This window comes from Verrucomicrobiia bacterium, assembly GCA_035460805.1.
Taxonomy (GTDB): Bacteria; Patescibacteriota; UBA1384; order CAILIB01; family CAILIB01; genus DATHWI01.
The window spans coordinates 1-25,735 of record DATHWI010000104.1; the positions used below are offsets into that span (position 1 = coordinate 1).

The window sequence follows — 25,735 nt, forward strand, 5'->3', positions numbered from 1 at the left end:
CCAAACACTGACATACAGTGTTACACTGTTTTACAGTGTACAAATAACGATCATCTATGGGCCAAATTACTATTACCCTCCCCGACCAACTCGAGATGGAGACCCGGTATGCGGCGGAGCGTAGCCATGCAACTGTAAGTGACTATGTAAGAGATGCCCTCCGTAATCAATTGAAATCCGGACAGCATTTACCGTTTTGGGACCGAGCACTATTAACTCGCATTCTTCAGATCCACGAAGCTGTAACTAAGCAAGACAGCTCGGACACAGTTGAAGCTTTACAGGATGGATACACCATATCTTACAAGACGGGCTTTCAAGATATACGACGCGACGAAGTGTCAGAGTCAGTCACTGACTTTGTGCGCCGCGTTTTAGATATGCACAGTTTTCTTCAGGCATCCGCAGATAAGATTGGAGATTCCGAACTTTTGAAGCGAGTCACCTTTGAAGGATTCGACGGCAATAACGAGCACGAGTATTTGGGTTACACCCACTTCCTGGATAAGCGGCGGCAATGGGCTTATGTTCGCGGGATGAATCCTTGTCGTAACTCTCACGCCTCAATGGTGCATATATACACGCGCATGCTTGAAAAGTGGGAAGCAATGCTACCGAGTCTGGGCTTCGAAGCAAATTCGCTGTCTCGAGAACAAATTGAAGTCGTCCTTGATGCACGACGGCATCCATCAAATCAGTAAGCGGACTTAAGGAGTTCCTATGGCCACACAAAGTGACCCACAAACTACTTTCGCGCATATTACCGGAGATTTCCGAAGCGCGTGGGATGCACTTTCAAAAGATGATAAAGCAACGAACAGGGGCAACTTTATGTTCGCGCTCCAGGCAATGATTCTGCTGGAGTGGATAATGCGACTATGCTCTACTGATACAAATGCCAGGGACAGATTCTTAGGTGAACTAAATAAAATAGACTCACGATACTTTACTCGCCTTCCAGCTCCTGGTAAGGAAATAGATCGCGAGTTGAATCCTCCTAGAGACCATGAGTGGCACTTGATCTGGAGCATCTTCGATGTGATACGCAACGGACAAGCGCACCAATATGAGCAGATTATCGTGACCCTCCCTCAGAAGAAGAGCTTCGCCTTCTCTCTCGCCGGTGGTGCGGAGTTAGGATCTTCACTATCTCAAATTCCTACCAAAATCGATCGAAAGAAATACCTAGGATACAGAGTTGAAAGCGGACATGGCTGGATATACCTCCATGCAGGCCTTCTCTTTCTAGACATAGAGTCAGCGATTTTATCCAGCAACATCCTATGCTCTGGGCTCAACTTTCCATATCTAACTCGCCCAAGGTCGGCAGGGTCTAGTCATTACAAGTTCACCCTCACCCAACTTGAACAAGCACTAATAGCTCGAGGGCATAACGACCTCTCCAGCACAGCATCTAAGGGTGCAGGTAAATCACCCTACACAGCAACAACCATCGGACCATCTCCACTTATATGAACCGACCCGCTCCATCACCGGAAGAAGAATCGGCCCTCGAGGAACTCGCACCCATTCTTATTAACTCTTACATGCTGACAATTTCCGATGAGGAGAATCCTTCCTAACGTAAGAATACGCACAAGCTCTCACTCACGAAAATCACTCTCTTGCTCATCAAATTCTCTTCGGAAATCGTGTAAATCCAGAAGTAACTGGTTCCAAAGATCAAAGGTTGGGTGCTCCAAGATAAGCCTGCATTTATTCAAAAATGCAGGCTTTTTTGTTTTCGATTGGTTTTTGCAAAAACAGGTCTAACCTCATTGACTTTTTAGGGGTTTTATGGAATAGTTGTCCAGCAAATGCCCCAACCGGGGAGGACACTGAAAATATGCGACTCAGCCTAGTACTTTTCGTCATTCCCGCACTCCTCCTTGGAGGCTGCGGCTCTTCTGACACCACTACTCCAAAGAACTCAATGGTTACGCAGGCCCCCGTCGTTGAGACGCCACCTGCCGAGACCGAGTTTGTCGACACTCCCACAACCACTGTGGAAGCTGCCGCGCCGGCGGAGCTGACCTTCTCAGATGCATTCAAGGAGAAGAGCCTCTGGGTCTCCCCGCCATGCGCCGCAACTGAAGCCGGGAAGAGCGCCATCGAAGGCCTCTCTACCACCGTCGCCTGGAACAATTCGGGCAAACCCGACCTTTCCCTCACCTGCGAAGGAGCCAACTTCGCACTGCGAAACAAGAACGGCGAGCTTGTTCTCTTTGGCCCTACGTTTGAGGAGGCCATAAAGCAGGTTGAAGGACGTGCAGTTGTCCAACAGGAAGTGCCTAACGGTGAAGACCAAAAGGCCCTGGCGGATGTTCCCCAATACGGACCGAATGACTACCGGTCTCTCGTTAACAGCGAGACGCTGCCCTTCGACAAGATCACCCTCGCGGAGCTTAACGCCTACTGGCGAATAAACGAGCGAGTCCCTCAACTGGTTGCCACCTTGGTCACCAAGGGTGACGGTCAACACAGTCTGGAGGAAGTTCAGAGGACCGCAGCCTTTGTTGTCAGGAGGATCCTGATGAATGAGCTGTACGAGACGGTCTGGAATGCTGCCCACCCTTGGGAGCGGTACATGCACCTAGAATCAGTTGGGAAGCTGCCTCCTGGCAAGTACATCCTGGGGATGCAACTCGCCTCAAGCGGAGGCAAAATGGCTCCGCTCACCAGCGCGGGTCGCGCAGGTACCACGGACTTCATCCCGTCGGAAACCATCGAATCCGATGGGCTATCGGCCTACGACATTCCCTACGCAGAGCTCGAAAATGCTCTTGCGGCGGAACTCAAAAAGGAGCTGGGCTACAACCCACGTCTCCAGCCCTAATACGGCACCCGTGCCGGACAGAACTATCTGTCCGGCATTTTTTATTCCTAGAATTACTTCTTCCTGTGGCGTACTCTACCTATATGAACACCCAAGAGGCGCTCCACCTCCTTCTCTCCTACCTTTCACCTGCTGAGGACCCGTTGCCCGCAGACGCGGTCATTGCCTTTGGCAATTACCACGCACCCGTGGCTCAAAAGGCAGCTCAATTAGTGCTGGATGGCCTTGCCCCGCTCTTAGTGTGCACTGGCGGTAAAAGCACTCTTACAGAGCACTTGGTCCCGGCGCCGTCGGAGGCAGAATGGTTTGCCGATATCGCCATGAAACTTGGGGTCCCTAAGGAAAAAATACTCATGGAGCCGCACGCCTCCAATACGGGGGAGAACGTACAGAACGCCCTCCATCTTTTGCAGGAAAAGGGTATACAACCCAAAACCCTCCTATTTGTCTCAATCCCCTTTCACCTCCGAAGGGTACAGCTCACTTTTGCCAAACAAGCCCCAGACATCCGCACCATCCCCATCCGTGTAAATTTCGCAGCAAGCGACCGTCCCATCATCTCAAAGTACTCTTTTGAGGAACGGATCCTTGCGGAGCTGGAACGGCTTCACGACTATCCTGCCCAAGGGTTCACTGTTCCCGCGGATATCCCGCCCCAAGTATTGGAAGCGGAAAGTATTCTCCGCTCCTCCCTAAACTAAAAACCCCGCCTTTTGAGCGGGGTTTTTCTTTCGCACAGTCTTTCACCTACTTACCAACGACGGTCTTTACTGCCAGTCTTCTTGGATTTGGAAGCACCAGACTTATTAGCCTTGGTTTCTTCCTCCTCACGACGGGCACGTTCAGCCATCACAGAGGCAAGCGCAGCTTCACCGGCAGAACCACCGAACCAGTAGAAGTAGCCAGCGGTTGCAAGCACGGCAAGTGCTACAAGGGCGCCAAGTACAATCCATGGGGTCCAATTACGGGAAGTTGTGGACTCGCTCTTTACGTCACCAGCCTCAGGGGATGCGGATGGGCTAGGGCTTGGGGAGGCTGTTGGTGCAGGAGTAGCCTTGGAAGCAACCGGTCCGCGGCTTGTCACAACACGGTCAGTACTGCGGGAAGTGGTAGAGGCTACGGTCTGGCCAGTTGAAGATGCTGGCACACCGCCTACGCCACCCACAATCTCTGCAGCCTTGGTCTTGAAAGTCACTTCGCTGTACGGGCTCACGTTTCCGTACTGGTCAACAGCCGCAATAGCGAATACGTAGTTCGTATCGGTAAAGAGGTTGTTGATAGTCGTGCGGAATACGCAGTTGGTGTTCCCTGTGGAACCACATACATCCATCGGGGCACCAAATGTCCCGTTGGCAGTCCGGTATACGACACGGTACTTGGTTACGCCAGGAACAGGGGTCCAGGTAATTGTAGCCTGGGTTGTCTGGACGCTCTCTACCTGCGGGTTAAGTGTTCCTGCAGGAGGAGTAAAGGTTACCGGGTTCATGAGTACGGCGGCAGCACTGCGGTTGCCTGCAGCATCCTGGAGAACCAGGTAAACGTTCTCGTACTTGTTGTCACCTAGGTTTACCCGTGGGAATGAACCGTCGGTACCAACCATAACCATACCGATGAGCTGAGTCTGGGCGCTGTCTGCATAGACAAAGAGTGTGGTCTCAGGCTCCGCTGCACCTGGGTTACCAATGAAAGAATCATCGGAACCTGGGTTATTGGCAGTCAAAACAACCTTAGTGAGGTCAACCTTATTAGGGGCAACTGAATCGTGAACAATGGTTGCGGAGGCAGGAACCGAGAAGTCACCATTGGTAGTCACACCCACTACTTTCACTACATTCGTCTGGTTTGGCAGAAGAATCACTGGGAAGCTAAAAGTGGAACCGCTTACGGCAAAGGTACCGTAGTACACATTGTTGCGGAGCACTTCTAGGGAGTGGTAGGAAGTTGCAGTATCCAATGTCCCGCTAACAACTACGCTTGGCTGATTGGTTACAGCAGGCAGCGCATTCAAAACAGGGGTAGGGACAGTTGAGACACTTGGGAGCACTTCGTACTCATACTCAGTGCCACCTGCAGTATTTGGCACACGGGTAACCGCAGAACGGTTGTTGCTCGCGTCAACTGCCTGAACTTCTACGATGTACCGACCTGGCTGCAGGTCTGGACCCGCAGTTACGGTGTAGTTGTAATCAGGAGCAACGACAGGGGCAAGGTACTGGCGAGAAAACGGTGTTGGGCTTGGGTCATGGCTAACCCGCGTAAAGGTCACCTCAACACGCACGGCTGGAGCAGAAGCGGTTCCAGACACCTGAGGAAGGGCTGGCAACGTAACACTGCCCGCAGGGGTAATGACAGCAGTTGGCGCATCAACCTCGGCGTTCACGTAGTATGGCGTACCGTACTGAAGCGTGTTGGCATCAAAGCCACGGCCGATAGTATGAGCAGTAAACCAGTTGGCTGGGTTAGAGCCAGAACCTGCAAGGTCAATGCGACTCATGCTTGCCACCTGGGTAGTTGCTGTAGCAGCGGTTCCCTTGAACGGCGTACCAGTACCAGCGTCACCTACCATATCGGTCATGGTGCCATCATCGGCATAGACCTTATATTCGGTTGCGGCATTAGGAAGGTCCAATGTTCCAACGAAGTGGTGTTCGGCAGTACCGGAACCACGAAGGGTGGAAGTAGACAAGGGCAAACGGTGAATGACTAGGTACTGCCCTGGCAACAGTGTGCCGTAGGTGGAGTCTAGGTCATAAGTAACCTCAGCAGGTGCGGTACCAACTACCAATTTGTATGGTGTGGCATCGGTGAATACAATCGGAAGCAAGCTCGTGTTTACTAGCTCAATCCACTCGTCGGCCGCCGATGAAGACGAACCGGCCCAGTTGATTTCGCTAATACGGAGCTCTGGCGATGCTGCATGCGTAACAGATGGAACAAGCACGCCAAGGCCTTGAAGGGCCAAAGTAGCGCCTACCCCGTACGACACAACAGCACGCGCAAGACGCGTGAGTGACATAGGTAGTCGTATTAACAGATTATTTCAAACAGAGTCCCTCGCTTTGCTACTGCCGTTGACTCCCCATGCAGAGGATGGCGCCTCACATAGGTCCATTCGTCAAACTTGCACCTGCAAGCTATGTCCCATATTTTCACTTACTCAGACTTGCTATGCAAACTTTTCATCATATTTCATACTTTTTCATACTAATATTATTACGTAGATGGGATACGGCTGTTAGCGAGTCGTGAGGCTGAAAAATCATGTTTTCATCACAGAGTGTGCCCGGTGGCAGCATGTGATAGACTGGCCGCATGGAATCATTGCTCGACCAAGAGGTCCTCAGCGGCGAAGAAACCGTTGAGCAATCCCTCCGCCCCGACTCTCTCAGCGCCTATGTGGGCCAAGAACTGATCAAGGAGAGCCTGCGCATAGCCATCACGGCAGCAAAGCAGCGCAACACACCTATTGACCACGTCTTGCTCTACGGCCCCCCAGGCCTTGGTAAAACATCGCTCGCTTTTATTATTGGGAAAGAAATGGGTACCCAGGTCCGCACCACTTCTGGTCCCGCCATTACCAAAGCCGGTGACATTGCAGCACTCCTCACCAACCTTCAAGAAGGTGACATCCTTTTTATCGATGAAATCCACCGTATGCAGCGCACCGTGGAAGAGATCCTCTATCCAGCCATGGAAGACCGCTGTATCGACATCATGCTAGGCAAGGGCCCAAGTGCGAGAAGCGTCCGGATAGACCTACCCTCCTTTACGCTAGTAGGCGCCACCACTCGTGCCGGCACACTCTCCCGCCCACTCCGAGAACGCTTCGGGCACATCCATCGTCTCGACTACTATAGTACCGATGAACTGGTAAGTATTTTAAGCCGGAGCATGCAGCTCCTAGGCCTGAATGTGACCCCCAAAGGACTGGCCCAGATTGCCGAGCGGTCAAGGCGTACGCCACGTGTGGCCAACCGCCTCCTCCGGCGTGTCAGGGACTTTGCCGCCGTGCATCACCTTAACCAGGTTGATGAGACCGTAGCCACTGCCGCCTTGGACCAACTGGAGATTGATAAGCTGGGCCTAGACCGCATCGACCGTGATGTCCTCAACCTTATTGATAAGCAGTTCCGCGGCGGGCCGGTTGGCCTAGAGACCTTGGCAGCAGCGTGCGGCGAAGAACGGGAAACGCTTGAAGACATCATCGAACCCTACCTTCTGCGGATTGGTTTCCTGGAGCGCAGCCCGCGCGGCAGGGTAATTACTGACGCTGCACGCACCCATCTGGGATTACCGCTTCCAATAAGCTAAACTGCGGGTATGAATCTGCTGATTATCTATTTCCTCCTGGTGTTCATCCTAATGGTTTTTAGCGCACTCGTTATCACCAACTTCTGGCGCTACCGTTTCAAGGGAGATAAGACAGCACTCCTTATGAGTCTCTTTGTGGTTGCGTTCATTTTGGTCATGAGTACCACCCTCTTCCTGGTCACCCCTGGTGCACTCAGCTCCGGGACACAACGCAACAATAATACGGGCATCATAGACCCGTTTTCCTAAGCCATGCAGCACGACTTTCTCCATTCATTTCCCAGTCAGGAACGTGATGAGGCTGTGTTTGTATTTGCCCGGGCTTTTTGGTTTGCCTTCCTGCCAACCATACTTATCTTTTTGTTCATTTTCTCCCTTACGGCACTGGGGCAGTTCTACGCTTCTGTACAATCCGCGTCCATGGGAGCCTACACGGCCAACGCGATCATTTTGGGCTTGGGCGTATTCCAACTACTGGGACTTATCGTCTTTCTCGTAGCCGTCCTGGATTTTTACTTCGACATCCTCATCGTCACTGACCGCCGCCTGGTAGATATCGACCAAGAGCAGCTTTTCTACCGGAAGATTTCCGAACTGAACTTGCGGGATGTGGAAGATGTCAGCTTTGACCGCAAAGGTTTTTTCCAAACTTTCCTAGACTACGGAACCATCACCATTCAGACCGCCGGAGCACGGGAAAACTTTGTAGTTCACAACGTCCGCTTCCCTAGCCAGATAGCTACCATTATCTCTGACCTCTCCGACCAAGCCAAAGAAGGTACAGTTGATGTAAAGCGCTTCCCTGAAGTGAAGGTCATTGGTGTATTGGAAGGCAAACTCATCACCGCACCGAACGACCTGGTTATTATGGAAGCCATGCTTCCTGAGGATGCCCGTCGCAATTACCGGCATGTTACTTAGCGACCTCACGTTTGAGCTGCCCGAGGCGCTGATAGCGCAAAACCCAGTCGAGCCCAGGGATGCAGCTCGGCTTTTGGTGTACAACCGCAAGGACCGCTCCATTACCCACCACCATGTCCGCGACCTCCCCTCACTGCTTCCCCCTCACACCCTCCTGGTAGCCAACAAAAGCAAAGTACGGAAAAGCCGGCTCTTTGCCACCCGCACCGATGGGCGAACCGTCGAGCTGTTAGTCCTCTCACCTATTAGTAAGGGCCAATACGAATGCATGGTACGCGGGAAGAAAATAAAGAAGGGAGAGACGTTTACCCTCCCCAATGGCGGCACGGCAACCGTAGTGCGGCCACACGAAGAAGCTGCCTTTACCACGTACATCTTAGACTTCCACCAAGAAAGCGATATTACGGAACTTCTCTTGGAGAAGCATGGCAGCACCCCGCTCCCTCCCTATATCACCGAATCTAAGGCGCCGGATAAACGCTACCAGACAGTCTTTGCCGATGACCTAGGTTCCGCTGCCGCCCCTACCGCCGGGCTGCACTTCACGTCCGAGCTAATCGAAAACCTAAAGCAGCAGGGCAACGAATGGGAAGAGGTAGTCCTCCACGTTGGCATGGGCACCTTCCAACCGCTGCGAGAGGAGAATATCGCCGCCAACTCCCTCCACCACGAACGGACATTTGTTACCGAAGAGGCTGCGAGCCGTATAACCAAAGCAAGGCAGCAGGGACACGCAATACTTGCTGTGGGCACCACCTCTTGCCGCACCTTGGAGAGCCATGCATCAAATGGGTTAATCACCCCAGGGAGCACCAACACTAACCTTTTTATCTATCCGGGCTACACCTTCCAGGCAACCAACCTGCTCCTCACCAACTTCCATCTCCCCAAGTCTTCACTCCTCCTTTTAGTGGCTTCACTCATCGGGGCTGACCCCGCGTCAGGCAAGCCACTTCTCACCCCAAGCGAGTGCATCGCGGAGATCCAACGCATATATAAAACTGCGATTGCAGACCAGTACCGGTTTTTCTCATACGGCGATGCAATGTTGGTCCTTTAACCGATTGTGAGAAGCAGGTTCCCACGGTATAGTAATCAAGCATGATTAATCCACAACCCGTCGATACGCCACAGTCCCCTTACAGCTCTCGTGGTGAGACGCCTCGTCCGGTTATGTTCGCCCAGCCCCAAATTCCGAGCGTGGGCACGCCGGTCAATCCAGTACCTCAGAAACCGAAAAAGAAACTTCGGTGGAAACGCGCCTTTGGCGTAGGTTTTCTCGCCCTCATCATGGGCGGTTTCTTTTATGGGTACTCCCAGTACAACGCCCTCACGGCCAACATTATTACTGACCACGAAGGCGCAAGCTCCGAAATACTGGGCTATAACCCCGACAGCAAAAAGGGCATAGACGCCAGCAAGTTTGTGAACCCGGGTGACGGCCGCTTTAACATGGTCATTGTGGGTATGGGTGGCGAAAACCATCCCGGCGGCAACCTGACGGACTCCATCCAGGTCCTCTCTATCGATACCATCAACAAAACCAATACGTTTACCTCTATCCCCCGCGACTTGTACGTCAACGTAACGGGAATGGGGCGTACAAAGATCAACGCCGTATATACGTATGGCGAACAAAAGAAAAAGGGAAGCGGCGCCCTCGCCCTCAAGGAGGCGGTAGGCACCGTACTTGGCACCAAAGTTTCCAACTACGCAGTTATCGACTTCACTGGTATCCAGCAAATTGTCGATGCCCTAGGTGGCATTGAAGTGAACGTGCCAAAGGCCCTGAACGACCCGCTCTACCCGGCCGAGGACATGGTGCACTACAGCCCGTTCAGCGTTGCGGCAGGCAAGCAGAAAATGGATGGCAAGACCGCGCTTAAGTACTCCCGCTCCCGTGAGACAACCAGTGACTTTGACCGCTCCGCCCGCCAGCAACTGGTGATTGCCGCCATCAAAGAAAAGGCCCTTTCACTTGGTGTCCTGGCCAACCCTGTCAAAACAGCCAACCTGCGCGATGCGCTTGGCACCCACTTCAAGACCGACCTGCAAACCGATGACATCCGCAAGCTGCTTGATATCTACAAGCAGATCCCTTCTGACAAGTCCGGGGGGTTTGTCCTTGATACCAGCGCCTCCCTTGGCCTCCTTACCTCAGCCACCGTCTCACCAGGCCCGGGCTACATTTCTTATCCTCTCCTTGGTTATGACCGGTACGAAGGCGTGCACCAGTGGCATCGCAAAAACAACCCAGACCCGCTTATTACCAAAGAAGGCCCAAGTGTAACGCTCTACAACAGCGGCAAGGCCAGTCAAAAGCAGCTCGATGCGTATGCCCAGCTCCTTAAGGACTATGGGTACACCGTTACCATTGGCACCACCAATGAGAAGGTAAGCAAGATGAAGGTGGTAGCCAAGAACCCAGACAGCAAGCCGGTCAGCCGCAACTATTTGGCAAGCATCACCAAGACATCAGTGGAGAAGGGCAAGGTCAGCTCTTCACCTGCTTCCGACTTTGAGATTATCTACGTCCCAAGCAGCACCGCCGCTTCCGTGCCCAAGGCCACCAGCACCCCTAAGCCAAGCGCTAAGGCAACTGCTACCCCTACGGCCACCCCGACCACTACTCCGGCTCCTTCACTGGATCTCTAACCACCCATGGATTTTCTCAAAAGCTGGTACCTCCGAACTTGGGGCGCTACGCTTTTGGTGGTCGTCTTTTCCATCAGTGCCTGTTATTTCACCCCTGATTGGATAAGCCGGGTAGGCATTGTCATTTTGACTGTTGCCATTGCCTTTGATGCCCATCGGCGTGCCGTCAGCCAATACCTCCACCCCTGGCTCTTCCTTCTTCTTGCCCTTTCCGGCCTTGGGCTTATGAACCTTGTCATAAGCCCGGTCGTTGCAACCGGCGCCCTTATCGCAGGGGGCGTAGCCACCCTCCTCACCGTTCCCTATAAGATATCCAACAAAAAGCCTTCCCGTATCCACCTCTTGGTGGCCATTGTCTTTGCGCAGGCCGTACTCCTCAGCTCCCTTATTTCAGGCACCCCCGTAATTCAAGCCGCCATTTCAGTGGTGCCCGTACTCGCCATAGAGGAGCTTCTCCACCGTCCGGCATCTGAACAGTGGAGAACGGCGATCTTCTTTGCTATACTTACGCTGATTTTGCTAATTGCCCTCATCATCCGTGCGTCATTCACTCTTTCATAGCCTAACCACCCGCGCCCGCCGGCTGTACCAAACACTCACTCCCTCAACCAGGGACTGGGTTGCCCGTACTCTCAAGTGGGCAGTTTCCCTCTTTGCTCTCTACGTAGTAGTAGGTGGGCTTATGGCCATCCCCGTTTACCGTGGCACAGAGAACTGGGTTACGCGTATCGCTGAGAGCATCTTCCCGTACCCTGCCATGAGTATTGAAGGAACGGTCATTCCCCTGAGCCGCTACCGCACCGAAGTAGCCGCACGGCAGACCTACGCCAACACTCACAGCCTGCCCAACTCAGTTGAGGAAACGCGACAGTTTGTCATTGACCAGCTGGTTTCCCGTAGCCTGTACGCCAAGGAGCTGGAAAAGAGCAACATCCTCATTACCGATGGTGATGTTGACCAAAAGCTCAACGAAATTTACGAACAGGTTGGCGGCAAAGACAAACTGGCCAAGTACCTCCAGCAGAACTACGGGGACCAGGCCTCCTTGGCCCAGTTCAGGCTCTGGGTAAAAGAATCACTGGTGGAAGCGGCCGTTAAGAAGCAGCTGCTCACCCACGTTACCGTCCGCCATATCCTTGTAGCCGTCCCTGAGGACGCCAACCAGGCCACTGTCGATACCGCCCGCGCCAAAGCGCTGGATATCAAAAGCAAGATTGCTTCCGTCGACCAATTTGGTGCCATTGCCAAAGAGTACTCGGAAGACATTGCCTCCAAAGACAAGGGTGGCGAGCTGGGAACAACTGCCCGCGGCGATGTCTCCCCCGTTTTTTCTGAGGATTTTGAGAAGGCAGCCTTCAGTATTCCAGTGGGGGAAATTTCTACCCCTGTACGGAGTAAATACGGCTGGCACATCCTTCTGGTCGAGTCCCGTGAAGGCACGGTTGATATGAATGCACCGCAACTTTTGGAGAAACTGAAATCTGAAAACAGCGTGCGGTTGTTTGTGAAGGCCAAATACTAGACGGAAACCTGATTATCAGGTAGATTAACTGGGCATGAAAATGCTTGGCGGCCAACCCCTTTAGAGTAGTCTGACCAGTCCAAGATATACTCGGGGGCCGTATCTGCTTCGCAGATCGTCCCCTCACTCGGATTCTGCCTCCCCGTGCAAGCACGGTCGGCAGCTCTTCACTCGGGGCCGTAGCTCAGTTGGTTAGAGCGCCTCCCTGTCACGGAGGAGGTCGCGGGTTCGAGTCCCGTCGGCCCCGCCAAAATAAAAATACCCCTTCGGGGGTATTTTTATTTTGTTGTGCCTCCGGGGTGAGAAACCCAGGGTTCGACTTCCTTGGTACGCTTGCCGGACCAAGGAAGTTAGCGAAGTCAAAATCTGGCAAAGCCAGACTTGACGAGCATCGTCCCGTTGGCCCGTAAACTCCATTAAGCCTGCACAAAAATCTCACCTGCACGCCGAATAACTCCTTGTGTATTCTTGAGTTCCTCCCTGCCGTCCCACATCTCATCAGAGAGCTCATCAAATCTCGCCAGGAGAAGGAGCATAAGGTCTTCAATTTGATCCAGCCTGTGCATAGTATCCATACACTCTTTGTAAGGAAGGAAGACTATATGTGCAACATATAGAATTATGACCGCCTCAAAAGAGGCTCGCACATCCCCCTTTAATAAAAAACCGCCGGGAGTAACCCGGCGGCCAGAACCTACAAAGTAACCTGCGCTACCTCCGTATCGAACGAAGCAAGAGTTGCCTGCTCCTTCTCCAAAGTTGCCTTCGCCTCTTCTGCAAGGGAAAGGTCCAGCTTAAGCTGGCCAATCTTCTCCTCCAGGCGCTGAAGCTCCCTGCCAATCTCCCGCTTCCGCTCGGCCCTCCGGCTTGCGGAAACCCTTTCCCGCTCTTCGAGTACCTCGGCATAGAGCAGTTGCCCATATTCACCCAGCTCATAAAGGCCGTTGGGCTTTTCAAAAGCAATGCTCGAGACGAGACAGACCGTAGAGACCAGCCAGTTCACGGTGAGCGGCGCTGGCTCCGCGATGTCCGCGGGGGCATGCTTTCGCCAGAAATCCTTGAGGATGGTGCGCAGTTCTTCAAAGGACAACGCCCTCCGATAGTCGCCAATGGCAGTTGCCACCTCCACCTTACGCTTCTTGGAGCGCAGGATGCTGTTCCCCAACTCTGCCACTTTCGCCATAGGCGTCCGCTTTTTAGGGGTAACAACTTCCGTAGGGCGGGCATCCAGGAATTCATCCCTGCATTTCTCAGCTTGCGGCTGAGTCCCTACAGGTATCGCATTCTCTGGGCGAAGCAAGTTCTTGAGCATCCTGAGGCAGGCCGCCCGTTCACTCAACTTAATACTTGCCGGCAAACTGAGCTGGCAACGCCTTCGGGTGCTGGCATCAGCCGGCTGGATGATAAGGTCCAGTGTATTGTAGTCAGTGACCTCATACGCACGGACAGACCCCTTCAAGTAGTGGGATGACCCGCGGATATGCACGGAGTGCATCTGGAGTTTCCAGGGCAACTGCTCTTTGCCCGACCAGTTAACAACCCGGATCAAGGTTTCAAAGGCAGGCAAGTCATCCTGGTGAAGGACAATCTCCATGCTGTTGGTGGCGAGAGTGCTAATGAGCGCGGCAGACAACCCGTCGGGGACCGACGTGGAGTGTGTACCCTGCTTCTCGACTTCGATAGGAATACGGTCCCAACTTTGGCGGTTGGGAGACTTTATATCGCCTAAAATATCAAACGTCATAACCGAGAAACTCTAGCAAAAGAAAGGTAGTATGTAAATGACTAAGGGAGTTGCTTCCCTAAGTGGATTTCCGTAGCCTAGAACTTCATAAGGTCGACAAGACCTGCATCCCTGATCTACCCTAGAGTGAGCCTCACGATATGGAAAACCACTCTCACCACCTCACCGACCGCATTACCCACTGGGTAGGCTCAACTGCCTCCCTGGTTATCCATACGTTCGTTTTTATATTCTCGTTTCTTGTACACTGGATTTTTAATATCCCCCTGGATAGCATCCTCCTTTTCCTGACCACTGCCGTTTCGCTGGAGGCCATTTACCTGGCGCTGTTCATCCAACGCTCTGTAGTCCAACAGTCTGCCCGCCTGGAAGACGTGGAAGAGTCCATAGACGAAGTTGAAGAAGCGCTGGACGACGTGGGTGACGATATTGAGGAAAGCGGCGCCAAGTACAAGCGCACCACACAAAGGAGTGAACGGACCCTGAGAGACCTGCACTCGGCCATTAAGGACTTGCACGAAGCGGTGGAATCTTTGAAGAGCGAAGCTGCACGGTCAAAACAATAACCGTCAAAGCTTTTTACCCTTAAGCAATCCTGCTATTGTGGCCGCGAGGTAAAAGATTGACCAAAGACGCACCTACACAACAAACCTTGATTGCTGATTGGCGGGCATTCCACGCCGGGAACAAGCATGACCTGATTGACGAGCCCGGAGGCCTAACTACTGGCGATTTGCTAGCAGGGTTCCTCCTGGAAGAACTAGGGTCCACCAAGGCCGCTTTGCGCTACATCCTGCTCTTCAGACATGGTGGAGGCATGGCGCCACTCCTTACGGCTCACGATGAGCAATTGCCTAGGGCGGCTATCCGCGAAGCCCTACCCCTCCTCTTCACGCTCTACATGTCGGAACAAGCGGAGCCCCTCCCAAGCATTGAGATGATGGAGGCTGCATGGTCTGCTTCAAGTAAGGACTTTGCCGACCCCTCCCTCTCTGCTGAAGCACTGGCCGGAAGTGCACTTGAAGAGTCCGCCGATGAAAACTACAGCTCCAGCAGGGCTGCGAATGCTGCCCATGAAATTCGGCGCAGGCTGTATGACTACGGATACCAGTGCGCTTTCACAGGCCTTCACCCAAATGCCCGTGAGGCACTCTGGCTGCTGGAACTCACCCGCCTGAAGGAGAAAGCAGACGGCGAGTAAGGTGACAAATAGTACCTATCGCATCCACTACACCCCCGCCTACCACCTGGTATGGCGGGGTTTTTATTACTAAGGACGCCAGTAAAAAGCACCGGGTCCCCACAGCCGAACGGACTATACCACCTCAATCATCCCTAGCGCCTTGATTTGCCAGCATTTTTTTGCGATACTTCGCCAAGTGTTCGTTGACAGGAGGAAATATGCCTAGGAAATTTCGGCCAAGCGAGTTGGAAACCGACTTCGACATTCTTTTCGGCCCCAAATCCGGCTTTAATGTGCCATTCTGGGACGGGGACTGGTTCTCCTCAGGAATCAACCTTTTCATTGGAGCTTGCATTGCCTGGATGGGCACTTCGCTACTGTTAGGCTTATTCAGCGTAAAGGTAGAAGATTTCCCATTCTGGGTGTACGCCATCATCGCCTTTGTCTATTGCCTGGTCATGGACAACAAAGAGTTCGTCCAGAACTGGCAAAGACGCCGGACCCTGCACAAAAAGTACATCCCCATCGTGGAGCACACGGAGGCTTACGCCCTCCTCATGGAGGGACTGGAAAAGCGTCACCGTGGCGTAGTGGAGGGTTTTTCCAACAAAAAAGAAACCAGGAGACACCTGGTGAAAATGTGGAAAGCCGCTTTCGTGGAAGCTAGCCAAGTCGGCACCCCTTTCCTTGCCTCGGGCGGCCTCCAACTGGATGAGCGGCCAGTTGCGGAGCAGATGCAGGCCTACTTCCAGGAGCGTGCAGTTGCCCTTAGAGAGCTCGAAGATGAGCCGCAGCAAAGGGCCACCTCCTAACAACTTCAGTCACCTGACCCACACTCAATCGAGTGTGGGTTTTTCATTTCCACCCCTATTTCACACCCGGCTCTTGCTCAAGGATCTTGCGCATAGTGCGCTCCATCATGCCAAGCCTGGCCTCACACTCCCTGCGGTGCGCTTCGATATACGGCTCATCCTGCACAATCCTAGGGTTTTCCTGCTTCAACCTAATCTTTGTCTCCACACTGTCGAGTGCCTCTTTAGCACGGTGAAACTTCTCCATTCCCTTGCTGACCTGAGATTCCCAACGAAGCCTGTCCCGTTCCTCACGGGTAAGGTGCGGACAATCGTGAAGTTCCACGTCCGGGTAATAGCGGAGCACTCCCGCAGTCTCCTTAATGCGGCCGTTTTTGTAGTTGTCTGGGTTGTTCTTCCACTTCAAGGCCTTCATGTAGGAAGAATCCGTCTCTTTAACCTCCAACCAGGTATAGGTCTGCTCGTGCTTGTCTTTTAAGACTTCTGGTGTTCGCTCCAGAAGGTTTGTCACTTCCTTTACTGGGCTATACCCTTCCGGAAAGCCCGGGTTCTCACCAACAGCACCATCAACCTGAGAAGAGCCCTTGGACACAGGTAATTCCTCAGCCGGCTGGCTTACCGTCTCAACCTGAGGCCGCTTCCTCTCGAATAACATGTGTCGTTCCCTGAGTTTATACCCCGCACTTATTTCGTTGTCCTTACCAGACTATAACGGGAGAGGATTGATATCAACAAAGCACCCGTTGCTCGTTGACATTTTGGCCGTTTTATGGTAGTATCCCGCCCGTGAACGCACTTTCAGGCCTTGAACCTCTTACAAGGACGCAAACTCCTATCGCTATTGCGGCAGCCACCTGCCTCGTAGCCCTTACCTCTCCCCTCCTGCTCCGCATGGTTGGACAGGAGACGCTTGAAGGGGCTATCCACCTGTATCAGGCTTCCCCGGAAACCTTTAGGGTGAGCCTGCGCGTAGGATGCGCACCCATCCTTGACCAGATCAACAATGTGTCGTCGCTCCCTCTTTGCGAGGTAGCAGTCACCGCATACTCGATCCGGGAGATCGAGGCTTTGGGCTTTGACGCCATCCCCAAATATATTCTCAGCATCGCCAACGCAAGAACCCCTGAAGAAGCTGGTGAAAAGGCTGCAGAACTATTCGGAGTCGTGGAGATGGACGAGCACGATGTCGTAATCGCCGTTCACTATCTCATTGCCGGGAAAAAAGTCCTGCGCACGACAAGTCCCGCCTAGCGCTCCAACCACACCCCCGCCTACCACCTGGTATGGCGGGGTTTTCGTATCCCCTCATTGACCTGAGTAGCCTCATACGCTATAGTCGGCCAAGTCTTTCTGATGACTTTGCATCTTTACATTTGCGGCTTATCCCCGCCCCGACCCGCTCCACGGAGGTGGACATGCATAATTTCGCACCCACAGGGTATGTCTGCCCTATCTGCAAAGGAGTTGCAGGTGTTGAAGACGAATCTACGCTCATCCGCCAAAGCGACATCGTTTACCAAGATGAGCTAGTCATGGCCTTCATCACCTCGTTCTTTATTGGCAAATGCCCCGGACACCTGGTGATAGTGCCCAAGCAGCACTTCGAAAACCTTTTCGACATGCCCCCAGGCTACGGCGACCGCATTTACGAGGTTTCCCAAAAAATGGCTATCGCCATGAAGGAAGCTTACGGCTGCGAGGGCGTTATGACCCTGCAGAACAATGGGCCGGCCTCTGGGCAGCATGCCTTTCACTACCACCTGCACTTGTTCCCCCGGTATAAAGACGACAATCTGCATGCCGACATGGGAAACAAGCAGCCCACCACAGCGGAAGACCGGTTGCCGTTTGCAGAGAAAATGCGGGCCGCCCTCCAAGGCGCTCCTGACACTGATTTCCTCTGGCTTTCTGTCTGCGGGGAAGAAAACGACCTGTACGGCTTGGAGCTGTTCAACGATTCCGAGCCGGTAACCAAGTGGACATCATACGGAAGCCAGGCGAGCGCCACAGCCAAAACTCTCCTCACCCTAATTAGGGATGTGGAGCCAGGTGAGAAGTTCTCTTCCGCTGACCTTCGGGCCAAAGTAGCCAAAAGGTTTGGCGACACTTCCATATCTGGGGGAATCCAGTACGCGGGCCGCCTCAGGCTCATCAACACCATTAGGCGAGGCAAGCACCACAGGACCCATATCCGGGTAGTGGATGACAGTATTCCGGCACTATACGGGGGTAAAAACTAATGCACTTTCCCTGGGAGAGAATCCAAAAGGCACTTGAGAACCCCGACAGCGAGCAGATGAGCTCCATCCTCCCTTCTTACGGGAAAGTAACCGAGAAGCTCATTGCGGAGTACACCGAAAAGCACCAGGCCGAGGAGGGCTCCGAAGGTCACACCCTTGAAGCGGTATGGATCTACGAGATAGCCATCTTATCCGGCTCTGCCGGCATTGCCGTGGTCTGCCCAACCTGCAAAAAGCAAGTTGGCTGGTACACGGTCATGATGAGTTAAAACTACGAAGCGAGACAACTAGTCTCGCTTCTTTTTTGTATTAAAAAAGCCCCTCTCGATCGAGAGGGGCCGAACACGAATCATGTCACCTAACGCCCACCGCACCCTGGCTTCCCAGGCTTGTCCGCATCCATTCCCACGCCCTTTCGGTGTGGGTAAGAGTGAGCAAGCAGCCGAAGAACCTGAGTGGATCGTCCGAGCGCAAGTCACCCATGGTAAGGATGCCTGTCTTGGAAACAAATTCCCTTTGGAACTTTCCGGGCTGCGCATGCCACCAAACATAGAGAGGATGCTTCCGGAGAAGCTCCTGCTGCTGCGCCTGGTTACGAGTGAAGCGCGCGGGGTTCTGCCGGCCCTCATCGCGGATTAGCGGGACAGGCCGGTCGAGGAAGGAAATGATTTCCTCATCCGTAAGCTTGGTAGTTGCCCAGAGAAGCGCCGTGAGCACCGTTACGCCTTTCCTAAGGCAACGGTTTCGGAGCTCTTCCGGAAGAAGCATTTTGACTTCCGCTTGGCTACCTTCAAGGATCACCTCTTTAAGCAGGGCTTTCCTGGCGTCGGCGTCCACCTCATCGGTAAGGGGCGCAACGTGGTAGAACACGATGCCTGATCTTTTAACTTCAGGCAGGGTGTCGTATGCCTTTTCCTGGATACTCACCAGGATTGGCGAGTTACTGGAGAGCTGTGGATACTTGGTGATTGAGCGTCTTTCCGGTGCGGAAAGCTTGATCTCACCAGTACCACGAAGAACGAGTCCTTTTCTGCCTTGTGCAATGATTCCTAACCGCATGTCAATTCACCGTTGCCCCGGAGAGACCGGGAACAAGATGCGTTATCCTAGCATGTAACCTGGTAAATGTCAATCCTAGAGCGCATTGACGGATTGCCCTAGATGCTTCAATCTCTGACCATGTACCTTCACCCTTTGCTAGGGGACCACAACCCCCTCATTGACCGTATCGCCCACCACTTTTCCACTATTGGCCTGGCTGGCACAGACTTGCTCGCCATCGACCACCTCTGTTACCGGGTAGAAACCCTCTCGCGGTACAGTCAGCTCAAGGCACAGCTATCTGCCACGGATATCTTGGTAGATGAGTCAGAGATAAACGGAAGGCCAATTTCCATCTTTCGCCTCAGCAATCCCCTTACCCACGGGCTGTACGAGATAACCGCCCTGGAGCTTCCGGCCCCGCTGGAATCAAAACCCTACAAAGAGGGGTTTGAGCATGCAGAGTTCCTGGTTCCCAGCCTGAAGGAATTCAAAGAAGATTACTTCATGGTTGATTTTGACCAAAAGGATCTCGGAAAAGAGGTAAACCCCTGCTTGGCGCTCAAGATTGACGACATCGGGGTCAAATTCCACGAAAAGCACATCTTGGACGTAGTCCGGATCCAACGGGAAACGGGAAAGCTCTAGTGACACCTCATGCCCCACCTGCACGGTGGGGCTTTTTATTACTCCTAGCACATTGACAAAAGGGCCTAAATCTGATACGATTCGCCCACTTCAATGTACATCGACAATCTGGTTTCAGAGGGAATGAATGATTAGAGTTTTAACGATATTGGCTTTCGCCGTTCTCGCCACGACCACCTTTGCCCAACAGCAAGCAGCCAAGCTGCTTTCGCGGTTTGAGCATTTTGGCCACATCAGCACCATCAATACCCTTCCCGCCAACGGCTTTGCCGTAGGCGACGAATCGGGCGAGGTGCGGACGTACTCCATCATGGAGACGCCTTCGCAGTGGGAACTCTCACAGCGCTGGATCACCCGCGCTCAGTGTGTGAGCGACGTTACTGCAAACCCATCGCGCACGTTCTACATGACGGACGGGGAAAGCATCTTTACTGGAATGAATCCCAACACTTTTCCCTATCACGTCCTTGAGACGTGGAACGGGAGAACGCTCACCAAGATACGTGCGGAGCGTGCAACGGCCGAGAAAGACCTTCCGGCTACGTTTTCCCCAGACGGGTCACTCGTCCTCATGGGGAGGAGCCAGTATGCAGTAGGGTCAAACCCAGTCACCTTCACTAAGGTGGCAACCACAAATACGTACGTCCGTTCGGCGGCTTATACCCCAGACGGCAAAGTCCTGGTCATTGCAGGCACGTACTACGTGGATAGGGACCATTCAAAAGAGTGGTCCAGCTCTTACATGAACAATCACCATACTGACGACGCCATAGAGGTAGTCATGACGGTGGACCCCAAGACACTTAAGCCAATCCGGCAGCTCTGGTCCCGGCCTTACGCAAACGAACGGACTAGCATTCACTTTCCTGAGTGGCGCAGCTTCACCACCCATAACGTGGATGAGGCAGCCATTAACCCGGAAGGGACAGAGGTGGCCGTACTCACCAACCAGCAGACCACCACAGTCAAAGGCCATAAGGTCACCGATTCAAGGCAAGGCTTCCTCACGCTCTATACCCTTGACGGCAAGGTAAAACGGCAATTTCCCTTCAAGGGAGAATGGCCTGAAGACCTGCGTTACTCTCCAGACGGCAAAACGGTCTGGATGAGTTACGTGGCACCAGAGGGTGGCCAGGCGGTCATCTGCAAGATGGACACAAGAACCGGGAAGAAGACAGTTATCGACTTCCTGGGCGCCCGCATCAACTACTGTGCGTTCTCGGAAGACTGTCGGTTTGTCGCAACGGCGACAGCTAACAGCAACCTCGTTCGCATCTGGCAATTGCCAGAGTAGATCACGAAAGACGGTACCGAAAGGGCCGTCTTTTTCATATAGAAAAAAGCTCACCATAAAGGTGAGCTTTTGAGAAAGTGCTAAGGGCATGCAAGCCGCCCTCGCACTACAATGGTGCCACAGATCAAGACGACGCTTGATATAACCCAGGCGAGTGAAATGGACCCATGCAGGGCAATTGCCCCACTTACCGGGAGGCCTATCATCCCACCTAAATCTCTACTCAGCGCCTCGCAGGACAAAATAGTCGCGCGCTTGCGGCGTGAGTGGATACAGGTGTGGAGGAAGCTTTGCTTCACCGGCTCATAGAACCCGCGAGCAATCTCGTGGACCACAAAGGCAATGCCGGCAACCACTACGGAGCCAGCAACGCCAGCCACGAGCACTCCCAGACTAATCACGCCCTGTGACCAAACAATAAGCAGCTCGGAGCGGTTAATGTGCTGGTTACGCGCTATCCACGCCCCTATAAAGAGGCTGACAGCTATCACCACCACAATCCCACCCAACCACGCCTTGCTTGGCAGATGCGGCCCAAAGAAGGGCTGCCACTGCATATTCACCGCCTGCAGGCCGGCTGTTTGGATGATACCAAGCCAGATTAGCGAGCGAATGGCAGGATGGCGCCAGGCGTACCGGACACCAAGCCTAAGCATGGTGCAAGAACGCGCAAGGCTGCGCGCCTTGTAGTGCCCGTCTTTCATGGCCACAAAGGCATAGATTGCACAGCCAGTCATGGCAATGCCACCTATAAAGAACGGGATGACCGGATGGATTTGGAACGTTACCGCACCTAGAACAGATGCCGCCATGAGCATCATCTGCCCCGCCATACTGGCAATGGACATTACTTGACGCAACTCCGGCAGCCTCCCCTCTTCCTCAAGGCGGTCATGGAGCCAGGCTCCAAACGCCCCGCTAAAGAGTGTACCCCCCAGGGCAATGAGCGCCTCGGAGATGGCAAAGCCGGCAAACGTACTGCAAAAGCCGTACGCATACATGCCAGCGGCAACGGAAAGGGAGGCAATCACAATGGATTTCTTCCTTCCTACCACATCGGCAATGGTGCCGGTGGGCACCTCAAAGATGAGGAGCGTGGTAAAGAACACAAAGTTCACCATATTCGCCTGAAGGAGGTTTAACCCCCTCTCCAGGAGAAAGGTTACGTACATGGCGGCTAAGATCGAAATCCCCAACCGGTAGATCAGGGAAATGATCAAATAACAACGAATTGTCGGACTGGACCATAGGTTTTTCAAGGTTCCCTCAAGCAACAAACTCTAGATACGTGAACAAAAAACGTCCCGGCGTATCTAGCCGAGACGTTTTTCTGGAAACTTAGAGGTATACCTTACCTAAGAGAACGAAAACCACCTTGGCTAAACACGCGACCATGAGAAAGATAACCGCGCTTAAACGCGACGTTATCGATCTGCATAGATGTGAGCCAATGAGTGTATTTCATGGTTTCCGAAGCATATCAGGATTTGCTAGGACGGGCAAGGGGTTAGGGGGTTATCAGATTGACAAAACAGGTTACATATGGTATGATCCGCGCAATAGTTTGAAGGAGAAAAACAAAAATGCCTACTGAAACACAACTTCCCCCGCTTTTTTCCGCCCGTTGGAGCCGCACCATCGCGCGCCAAGACCCAGGTGGATCCTACATCATGCACTGCAAAGAAAACGGTCAGATTGTGGCCGTGCAGAACGGACCAACTGGCCGGGTCTACGAAGTGGGTGAAACCGTGGAAAGTGCCGGGCGAATCGGCTACCTCCCCGCCAAAGGGACGCTCGGCGTCATCTACGCCATCAATGAGCCGCACAAGGAGGGTCGGTCAAACAACATCCTCCAGGTTCGCTGGAGTGACGGTGAGGACAGCTTCTCGGTGAAGTTCAAGGACCTCACCGATCGCCAACCCGACATGGAGCAGTAACCAGAAACACCAAGCGCCCCTAACCAAGGGGCGCTTTGCTTTTGTGTACTAGAATGCCTACTTTTTATGGAACCTGCGTGCCCAACCCCTACTAATCCGATCACCGCCAGAAATAAACCAGCTGTAGAGGATTGGGGTGGTAAAGAGTGACAGTACCCCACTTACAAGCACACCAGCCAGTACTACAGTGGCCAAGGAGCGCCAGAACGGACTCAGGACAATGAGTGGCAACATACCACCCAGCGCCACAACCTTAGTCAAGAAAATAGGGCGGAAGCGGATCCCGGATGCCTGTGCAATTGCCTCCTTATAATCCATACCCTCTTCCCTGCGCTGGTTAGCCAAGTCTATGAGGAAGATACCAACGTTTACCACAATTCCCGTAAGGGTAATAATCCCGAGAATCTCTAGGAAGCCAAACTGGCCACCGGCCAAAGCCAATCCAGGAAATACGCCCACAAATGAAAGTGGGACCGCAAAGAGGATGATGAACGGTTGGGCAAAACTCTTGAAGAAGAGCACGAGGACAACATAGAGCAGGAAGCAGGCCACGCCCAAAGCCTTGAAGAGGTCGCTAAAGGATTTAAGGAACTCATCACCAGAACCACGGTTATCCAAAGCGTCTGCCCTCAACCCAAATTCCTTCAATTTGTCGGCAGTCCAAAAGTCTTTTACCGCCTGCTGAGGTGCCATTGCATCCTTAAGCGGATCCTTCACCTGCGCAGAAATAGTCACATACCGCTGACCGTTCAAACGCTTAATACCGGTGAACCCTTGGGTCTCACTCACCACGGCCACGTCGCTCACATGAATAGCCTGACCACTTGCCGTTCTTCCAATTACCAAGCCCTTAAGATCATCGACCTTTTGAGGGGCTGATGCGTTAACCAGCACTACAGAAACTTGCCGCGTAGCGCCTGAAACGGTTTGTTCGTAATTGGTGACAGACGCCTCGCCCAAGTAGCCGCCCAATGTTTGTGCTACTACAATTGCTGGAAGCCCAGTTTGAGCTAGCTTTGCGCGGTCAATGCTCACCGCAATCTGCGGATTATCCTCCCCTGTAAAGCCGTCTGTAACGCGAGTCACAACGCCCTGCTCCCGTAGGATATCGCCAGTCTTAATGGCAGCAGCGCGAAGCGTCTCCAAATCATCACCGTACATATTCACTGAAACAGGATCAGCCTGTGGGCCACCAATGCCAATGCTTTTGGCGGACACGAAAATTCTTTGTTCCGGAGTGGCAATGCTGGCCACTTCTTCATTGATACGCTTCGCGATATCGGAACTGTCTTCGTTCCGCTCACTGCGCTCAAACAACATGACGTAGAAAGTTGTCATGTTGTCGCTCTGCATTGCGGTGAAAAATGTCTTTGTAGACTCTTCATCCTTAAGCACATCGCCCACCCTACTAACCAGCTCCTGCTTGCGTTCGGTAACCAAGTTGGCAGGATACTCAATATCAACCTGGTAACTCAAACCGTCAGACGTACTGGAGAACTGCACAGGCACCACCTTTCCTGTGGCGAACATAGCGCCCGCAACAAACAGGGGAACAATAACGGCAAGTGCAATAATGGTTACCTGCATCCAGCGCGTGTGGAGAATCTTGCGATTAGTACGCACAAACCACTGGCTCACCTTCCAAAGGTTGGCAATCTCCTCATCATCAACCCGCTTACGCGCCGGCTTAAGCATTACACGGGCCAGGTAGGTGAGGAAAATAAGTGGGACAAAGTAGGAGGCAAGGAGTGCCGGGATTACGGTAATAGGAATGAAACGAATGATTTCACCAAATATCCCGCTCACTACTCCAAAAGGTACAAATACGATGGTGTTACAAATAACCGCAATAAACGCACCAACACCGATGGTGTTCATGGCAGCAATAACTGCATTGCGTCCCCTTCGCCCCAGATCGAGTTCCCGCTGGATTGCCTCGAGAAGCACAATTGCCGGGTCCACGATAAGTGCAAGCACCAACACAATGGAAAACAGTGTCAGCGTATTCAGGGAAACGCCCTGCACCTTGAGCACGAGGAGGGTAAAGAGGATAGACAACGGAATGGCCAGGACGGAGATGACCGACGCCCGCCAGCTCACAAACAAGAGCATGGAAAGGAAGATCAACCAAATAGCCCCTAGGAGATATCCCAGCTTGCCAAAAGCACTGTCTCCAATTGGAGCCCCAAAGGAACCATCTAGAATTTCTTGGGTCTGCTCCTTAATATCATCTGCAATGTTATACACCGTATGGAGAGAAGTACCTGCCAGCTCCGGCTCGCCACGAATGAGCTCGATGCGCTTTGCGACTAGTTCACTGCTTTTTACCACATCGGCATCATCCGCATATACCAACTGGTAAAAAAGCGCAGGCTCACTCACTGGTGCACTTTCTGCCTCTTCCCTTGCAACATAGCGGTCAAGGAGTGCTTCATTCTCATTCATCAAGGAAACCTTGGCCACCTGGCCAATGGTTACTGGACGAGGAGCTGCACCAGTAGTATCCACACCAATGACAAGGGCATTGATGTCTTCAAGTGAAGTGAGCGGGGCAGATGTCACTACACTCGCTTTCCGATCTGAAAGATCAA

The 25,735-nt window shown here is 53.0% G+C and carries 27 protein-coding genes and 1 tRNA gene; 21 read left to right on the plus strand and 7 right to left on the minus strand.

What is annotated here, in order from left to right:
- The first annotated feature begins 56 nt into the window (after positions 1-56).
- The 4 genes from VLA04_04125 (at position 57) to VLA04_04140 (ending at position 3,537) form a co-directional block, all read left to right on the plus strand.
- Positions 57-701: a YfbU family protein gene (locus VLA04_04125; protein ID HSI20854.1), complete on the plus strand. Its 645-nt coding sequence runs from the start codon at positions 57-59 to the stop codon at positions 699-701.
- 19 nt (positions 702-720) lie between these two features.
- Positions 721-1,476: a hypothetical protein gene (locus tag VLA04_04130; GenBank protein ID HSI20855.1), complete on the plus strand. Its 756-nt coding sequence runs from the start codon at positions 721-723 to the stop codon at positions 1,474-1,476.
- 370 nt (positions 1,477-1,846) lie between these two features.
- Positions 1,847-2,836, plus strand: coding sequence for a hypothetical protein (locus VLA04_04135; protein HSI20856.1), 990 nt, complete (start codon positions 1,847-1,849; stop codon positions 2,834-2,836).
- A gap of 83 nt (positions 2,837-2,919) precedes the next feature.
- Positions 2,920-3,537, plus strand: coding sequence for a YdcF family protein (locus VLA04_04140; GenBank protein ID HSI20857.1), 618 nt, complete (start codon positions 2,920-2,922; stop codon positions 3,535-3,537).
- 50 nt (positions 3,538-3,587) lie between these two features.
- On the opposite strand, the gene VLA04_04145 is transcribed toward VLA04_04140, so the two are convergent.
- The gene (locus VLA04_04145) at positions 3,588-5,852 is read right to left on the minus strand and encodes a fibronectin type III domain-containing protein (GenBank protein HSI20858.1); all 2,265 of its coding nucleotides are present in this window, start codon (positions 5,850-5,852) and stop codon (positions 3,588-3,590) included.
- Positions 5,853-6,148: 296 nt separating this feature from the next.
- Here VLA04_04145 and ruvB point away from each other — a divergent pair, with 296 nt between their 5' ends.
- The 8 genes from ruvB to VLA04_04185 all read left to right on the plus strand — a co-directional run bounded on the left by ruvB (position 6,149) and on the right by VLA04_04185 (position 12,495).
- Positions 6,149-7,147, plus strand: coding sequence for a Holliday junction branch migration DNA helicase RuvB (gene ruvB / locus VLA04_04150; GenBank protein HSI20859.1), 999 nt, complete (start codon positions 6,149-6,151; stop codon positions 7,145-7,147).
- Between the two features lie 9 nt (positions 7,148-7,156).
- The gene (locus VLA04_04155) at positions 7,157-7,396 is read left to right on the plus strand and encodes a hypothetical protein (protein ID HSI20860.1); all 240 of its coding nucleotides are present in this window, start codon (positions 7,157-7,159) and stop codon (positions 7,394-7,396) included.
- A 3-nt stretch (positions 7,397-7,399) separates the two neighbouring features.
- A complete protein-coding gene (locus VLA04_04160) occupies positions 7,400-8,068 on the plus strand; it encodes a hypothetical protein (GenBank protein HSI20861.1) in 669 nt (222 codons plus the stop codon).
- Positions 8,037-9,128, plus strand: a complete 1,092-nt coding sequence (gene queA / locus VLA04_04165) for a tRNA preQ1(34) S-adenosylmethionine ribosyltransferase-isomerase QueA (GenBank protein ID HSI20862.1) — start codon at positions 8,037-8,039, stop codon at positions 9,126-9,128. Before VLA04_04160 ends, queA begins: the two co-directional genes overlap by 32 nt.
- Positions 9,129-9,169: 41 nt before the next feature.
- A complete protein-coding gene (locus VLA04_04170) occupies positions 9,170-10,723 on the plus strand; it encodes an LCP family protein (GenBank protein ID HSI20863.1) in 1,554 nt (517 codons plus the stop codon).
- Between the two features lie 6 nt (positions 10,724-10,729).
- Positions 10,730-11,284 carry a hypothetical protein gene (locus tag VLA04_04175; protein HSI20864.1) on the plus strand — a complete coding sequence of 185 codons (555 nt, stop codon included), beginning with the start codon at positions 10,730-10,732 and terminating at the stop codon, positions 11,282-11,284.
- Complete coding sequence (locus VLA04_04180; GenBank protein ID HSI20865.1) at positions 11,262-12,245, plus strand: peptidylprolyl isomerase; 984 nt, start codon at positions 11,262-11,264, stop codon at positions 12,243-12,245. The genes VLA04_04175 and VLA04_04180 overlap by 23 nt, the downstream gene beginning before the upstream one ends.
- A 173-nt stretch (positions 12,246-12,418) precedes the next feature.
- Positions 12,419-12,495: transfer RNA gene (locus VLA04_04185), tRNA-Asp, on the plus strand.
- 166 nt (positions 12,496-12,661) lie between these two features.
- Here the strand turns inward: VLA04_04185 and VLA04_04190 are convergent.
- The gene (locus VLA04_04190) at positions 12,662-12,820 is read right to left on the minus strand and encodes a hypothetical protein (GenBank protein ID HSI20866.1); all 159 of its coding nucleotides are present in this window, start codon (positions 12,818-12,820) and stop codon (positions 12,662-12,664) included.
- Positions 12,821-12,939: 119 nt separating this feature from the next.
- A complete protein-coding gene (locus VLA04_04195; GenBank protein HSI20867.1) occupies positions 12,940-13,989 on the minus strand; it encodes a hypothetical protein in 1,050 nt (349 codons plus the stop codon).
- Positions 13,990-14,129: 140 nt separating this feature from the next.
- Here VLA04_04195 and VLA04_04200 point away from each other — a divergent pair, with 140 nt between their 5' ends.
- The 3 genes from VLA04_04200 to VLA04_04210 all read left to right on the plus strand — a co-directional run bounded on the left by VLA04_04200 (position 14,130) and on the right by VLA04_04210 (position 15,984).
- The gene (locus VLA04_04200; GenBank protein ID HSI20868.1) at positions 14,130-14,555 is read left to right on the plus strand and encodes a hypothetical protein; all 426 of its coding nucleotides are present in this window, start codon (positions 14,130-14,132) and stop codon (positions 14,553-14,555) included.
- A 56-nt stretch (positions 14,556-14,611) separates the two neighbouring features.
- Entirely contained in the window at positions 14,612-15,190 is a 579-nt protein-coding gene (locus tag VLA04_04205) for a hypothetical protein (protein ID HSI20869.1), read from the plus strand.
- Positions 15,191-15,390: 200 nt separating this feature from the next.
- A complete protein-coding gene (locus VLA04_04210) occupies positions 15,391-15,984 on the plus strand; it encodes a hypothetical protein (GenBank protein ID HSI20870.1) in 594 nt (197 codons plus the stop codon).
- A gap of 55 nt (positions 15,985-16,039) precedes the next feature.
- On the opposite strand, the gene VLA04_04215 is transcribed toward VLA04_04210, so the two are convergent.
- Positions 16,040-16,639 (minus strand): hypothetical protein, encoded by a 600-nt coding sequence (locus VLA04_04215; protein ID HSI20871.1) that lies wholly within the window; start codon positions 16,637-16,639, stop codon positions 16,040-16,042.
- 131 nt (positions 16,640-16,770) lie between these two features.
- On the opposite strand from VLA04_04215, the gene VLA04_04220 reads away from it, so the two are divergent.
- The 3 genes from VLA04_04220 to VLA04_04230 all read left to right on the plus strand — a co-directional run bounded on the left by VLA04_04220 (position 16,771) and on the right by VLA04_04230 (position 18,493).
- Positions 16,771-17,235: a hypothetical protein gene (locus VLA04_04220; protein ID HSI20872.1), complete on the plus strand. Its 465-nt coding sequence runs from the start codon at positions 16,771-16,773 to the stop codon at positions 17,233-17,235.
- A 164-nt stretch (positions 17,236-17,399) separates the two neighbouring features.
- Entirely contained in the window at positions 17,400-18,224 is an 825-nt protein-coding gene (locus VLA04_04225) for an HIT family protein (protein HSI20873.1), read from the plus strand.
- Complete coding sequence (locus VLA04_04230) at positions 18,224-18,493, plus strand: hypothetical protein (protein HSI20874.1); 270 nt, start codon at positions 18,224-18,226, stop codon at positions 18,491-18,493. Before VLA04_04225 ends, VLA04_04230 begins: the two co-directional genes overlap by 1 nt.
- 85 nt (positions 18,494-18,578) lie before the next feature.
- Here VLA04_04230 and VLA04_04235 read toward each other — a convergent pair whose 3' ends face one another.
- Positions 18,579-19,283 carry a hypothetical protein gene (locus VLA04_04235; protein HSI20875.1) on the minus strand — a complete coding sequence of 235 codons (705 nt, stop codon included), beginning with the start codon at positions 19,281-19,283 and terminating at the stop codon, positions 18,579-18,581.
- A 120-nt stretch (positions 19,284-19,403) separates the two neighbouring features.
- Here VLA04_04235 and VLA04_04240 point away from each other — a divergent pair, with 120 nt between their 5' ends.
- On the plus strand, positions 19,404-19,913 hold the full coding sequence (locus tag VLA04_04240; GenBank protein ID HSI20876.1) for a VOC family protein: 510 nt from the start codon (positions 19,404-19,406) through the stop codon (positions 19,911-19,913).
- A gap of 127 nt (positions 19,914-20,040) precedes the next feature.
- Positions 20,041-21,207, plus strand: a complete 1,167-nt coding sequence (locus tag VLA04_04245) for a WD40 repeat domain-containing protein (GenBank protein HSI20877.1) — start codon at positions 20,041-20,043, stop codon at positions 21,205-21,207.
- 80 nt (positions 21,208-21,287) lie between these two features.
- Here the strand turns inward: VLA04_04245 and VLA04_04250 are convergent, their stop codons facing one another.
- Positions 21,288-22,484, minus strand: a complete 1,197-nt coding sequence (locus tag VLA04_04250) for an MFS transporter (GenBank protein ID HSI20878.1) — start codon at positions 22,482-22,484, stop codon at positions 21,288-21,290.
- Positions 22,485-22,790: 306 nt separating this feature from the next.
- Here VLA04_04250 and VLA04_04255 point away from each other — a divergent pair, with 306 nt between their 5' ends.
- Entirely contained in the window at positions 22,791-23,144 is a 354-nt protein-coding gene (locus tag VLA04_04255) for a hypothetical protein (GenBank protein HSI20879.1), read from the plus strand.
- A gap of 57 nt (positions 23,145-23,201) precedes the next feature.
- Here the strand turns inward: VLA04_04255 and VLA04_04260 are convergent.
- Positions 23,202-25,735: efflux RND transporter permease subunit (locus VLA04_04260; protein ID HSI20880.1), on the minus strand; the 2,534-nt coding region annotated here is incomplete at its 5' end.